General features: G+C 73.3%; 5 protein-coding genes. 4 read left to right on the forward strand and 1 reads right to left on the reverse strand.

Annotation, left to right across the window (positions count from 1 at the left end; genetic code table 11):
- The 4 genes from LLG88_09965 to LLG88_09980 all read left to right on the forward strand — a co-directional run.
- The coding region (locus LLG88_09965) for an NADH:flavin oxidoreductase (GenBank protein ID MCE5247229.1) at positions 1-201 on the forward strand (201 nt) is incomplete at its 5' end.
- 22 nt (positions 202-223) lie between these two features.
- A complete protein-coding gene (locus LLG88_09970; protein MCE5247230.1) occupies positions 224-1231 on the forward strand; it encodes an AraC family transcriptional regulator in 1008 nt (335 codons plus the stop codon).
- Positions 1232-1283: 52 nt separating this feature from the next.
- Entirely contained in the window at positions 1284-1571 is a 288-nt protein-coding gene (locus LLG88_09975; protein ID MCE5247231.1) for a DUF4258 domain-containing protein, read from the forward strand.
- Between the two features lie 13 nt (positions 1572-1584).
- Entirely contained in the window at positions 1585-2076 is a 492-nt protein-coding gene (locus LLG88_09980) for a helix-turn-helix domain-containing protein (GenBank protein ID MCE5247232.1), read from the forward strand.
- A 205-nt stretch (positions 2077-2281) separates the two neighbouring features.
- Here LLG88_09980 and LLG88_09985 read toward each other — a convergent pair.
- Positions 2282-2615 (reverse strand): ribosome small subunit-dependent GTPase A (locus tag LLG88_09985; protein ID MCE5247233.1); only part of this gene is annotated, 334 nt, incomplete at its 5' end.

Raw genomic sequence — 2615 nt, forward strand, 5'->3', positions numbered from 1 at the left:
GAGGAGGTCGTGGCCGCGGGGCTCGCCGACTGCGTCTCGCTCAGTCGGCCGCTGATCCGCGAGCCCGGCCTCGTCCGCCGCTGGCGGGCGGGGGACCGGCGCAAGTCGGCCTGCGGCTCGTGCAACGAGTGCTTCGGCGGCGCGGCCGACGGCGGCGGCGTGCGCTGCATGGTCGCGGAGCGCGCCCGCGCGCGGCGCTAGGCCCGCGCGACGGAGGACCGCGATGCCCGACCGCTTCCGCGTCTCGAACCTGCTGAAGCAGAAGCTGCTCGAGCTGGGCGTCTCCCCGGAGGCGGTGCTTCGCGGCGCGGGGCTGCCGCCCGGCCTCTTCGCGCAGGAGAAGATCTGCCTCTCGACCGACGAGTTCTTCGCCCTCTACGAGGCGATCGGCGCCGTCTCCGACGATCCCGCGGTCGGCCTGCGGCTCGGCGTCGAGGACCGCGTCGAGCGGTACAGCCCGGTGGCGATCGCGGCGCTCTACGCCCGCTCCTTCCGCGACGCGCTGGGACGCGCCGCGCGCTACAAGCAGCTGACCTGTCCCGAAGCGATCGAGGTCGCCGCGCGCGGCGGGGAGTGCGTCGTCCGCTTCCGCTGGACGTTGGCCGACCATCCCGAGCCGCCGATCCTCACCGACCTCTGCTTCGCCTGGTTGCTGGCGATCGGGCGGCGGGGGACGGGGCTGCCGCTGACGCCGCTGCGCGTCGAGTTCAAGCGCAAGGCGGCGCGCCGCGAGACCTACGAGCGGTTCTTCGGCTGCCCGGTCCGCTTCGGCGCCGCGGAGAACGCGCTCGTCTTCCGCGCGGCGGACCTCGACCTGCCGTTCGTCACGCACAACCCCGAGCTGCTGGCGATGATCGCGCCGCAGTTGGAGCGGGAGCTCGCGCAGCGCCGCCGGCGGGGCAGCGCGCGCGACGAGGTCAAGACGACGGTGAAGCGTCTCCTCGCCGGCCGCCGCCCGGACATCAAGGAGGTCGCCCGGGACCTCTCGCAGAGCCCGCGCACGATGCAGCGCCGCCTTGCCGCCGCGGGCGCGACGTTCCAGGGCGTGCTCGAGGAGGCCCGCGACGAGTTGGCCCGGCACTACCTCCAGCACTCGACGCTGGAGCTGGCCGAGGTGGCCTACCTCCTCGGCTACGAGGACGCCAACTCCTTCTTCCGCGCCTTCCGCAGTTGGCAGGGCGTCCCTCCCGGCCGCTGGCGCGAACGCCGCCGCGGCCGCCGCGCGGTCTGAGCCGCGGCGCTCTCCGCTTGACATTATATCAAGCGACGAGCATGCTCTCCCCATGCCCGACGAGCCCCTGACGCCGGACGTGGCGCGCCGATTCATCCGCGCCCTCGTGTCCGCGGGACGCGTCAGGTTCTCGCGCCATGCGCTCGAACGGATAGCTGCGCGCGAGATCGACATGGCCGACTGCCTCAATGTCTTGCGGGCCGGCGCGGTCGGTTCCGCAGAGTGGGAGAACGGCTCGTGGCGCTATTTGGTCTCCACGCCGCGCGGCTATTCGGTCGTCGTGGCGTTCCGCGGCGAGCAGTTGCTCGTCGTCGTGACGGCTTGGCCGGGGGACCGGTGAGGGCGGAGGCCTCATGCTGAGCGAAACGAAGTGCCTCGACTGCGGCGCCGAGATGAAGCGGCGCGTCGAGGACGTTCCCTTCGACGCCGCGCTGCCGGGCATCGTGCTCGCCGGCGTCGCGGTTTATCGCTGTCCCGACTGCGGCTACTACGAAGTCGAGATCCCGCATCTCGAGGAGCTGCACCGCACGATCGCCGCGCATCTCGTCGGGCAGACGCGGCGACTGGCCGGGGCGGAGGTCCGCTTCCTGCGCAAGTGGCTCGGCTGGTCGGGGCAGGACTTCGCGCGCCACGTCGGCGTCAGCCCCGAAACGGTCTCGCGCTGGGAGAACGAGCGCGAGCCGATCGGCGGAACGTCGGACCGCCTCCTGCGGATGATCGTCGTCGTCCGCCGCCCGGTCGCCGACTACCCGCTCGATCACTTGGCCGAGATCGGCGACGTCGCGACGCCCCCCGCGGTCGTCCGCTTTGCGCCGACGAAGCGCGGCTGGAAGACGGCCGCCTGAGGCGCCGTTCGACCGCCCCGCGGGCGACGTCGGCGCGCGGCGCCGAAGCCCCGCAGCCGGCGATGAACCCGGCGATCGGGCGATGCCCGACGGCGACCAGGACGCCGAGCGCGAACTGGACGACGCCGCCGACGAGCCGCGGGTCCGCGAAGGAGATCGGCGCGTCATCGCCGTTCGCGCCCGCCGCCGCGTTTCCTGAGCGGCCCTACACCTTGCCGCCCTTCCACCGCCGCAGGTGCGCGGCCTCGTCGTGGAGCTGGCCCCACATGCGCTCCTTCCGCCGCCTGAGCCGCGCGTCGTGGCGCTCTTCGTAGGCCTGCGCTTCCCGTTCGAGCTCGAGGAAATGCTCCAGCCGCTCCGCCGGGAGATCTCCCGTCCGCACCGCCCGCCGCACCGCGCACCCCGGTTCGCCGTCGTGCCGGCAATCCCGGAAGCGGCACTGCGCGGCGAGCGCGGCGATCTCCGCGAAGACCGCGTCGAGGCCGTCGTCGTCCACGAGCTGCAGCTCGCGCATCCCCGGCGTGTCGAGCAGCAGGCCG

Source organism: bacterium (assembly GCA_021372775.1).
Lineage (GTDB): Bacteria > Acidobacteriota > Polarisedimenticolia > J045 > J045 > JAJFTU01.

Excerpts from the sequence above, each read along its gene's own strand:
- LLG88_09980 (MCE5247232.1), top strand. The coding sequence starts at position 1,585 with ATGCTGAGCGAAACGAAGTGCCTCGACTGCGGCGCCGAGATGAAGCGG.
- LLG88_09975 (MCE5247231.1), top strand. The coding sequence starts at position 1,284 with ATGCCCGACGAGCCCCTGACGCCGGACGTGGCGCGCCGATTCATCCGC.
- LLG88_09970 (MCE5247230.1), top strand. The coding sequence starts at position 224 with ATGCCCGACCGCTTCCGCGTCTCGAACCTGCTGAAGCAGAAGCTGCTC.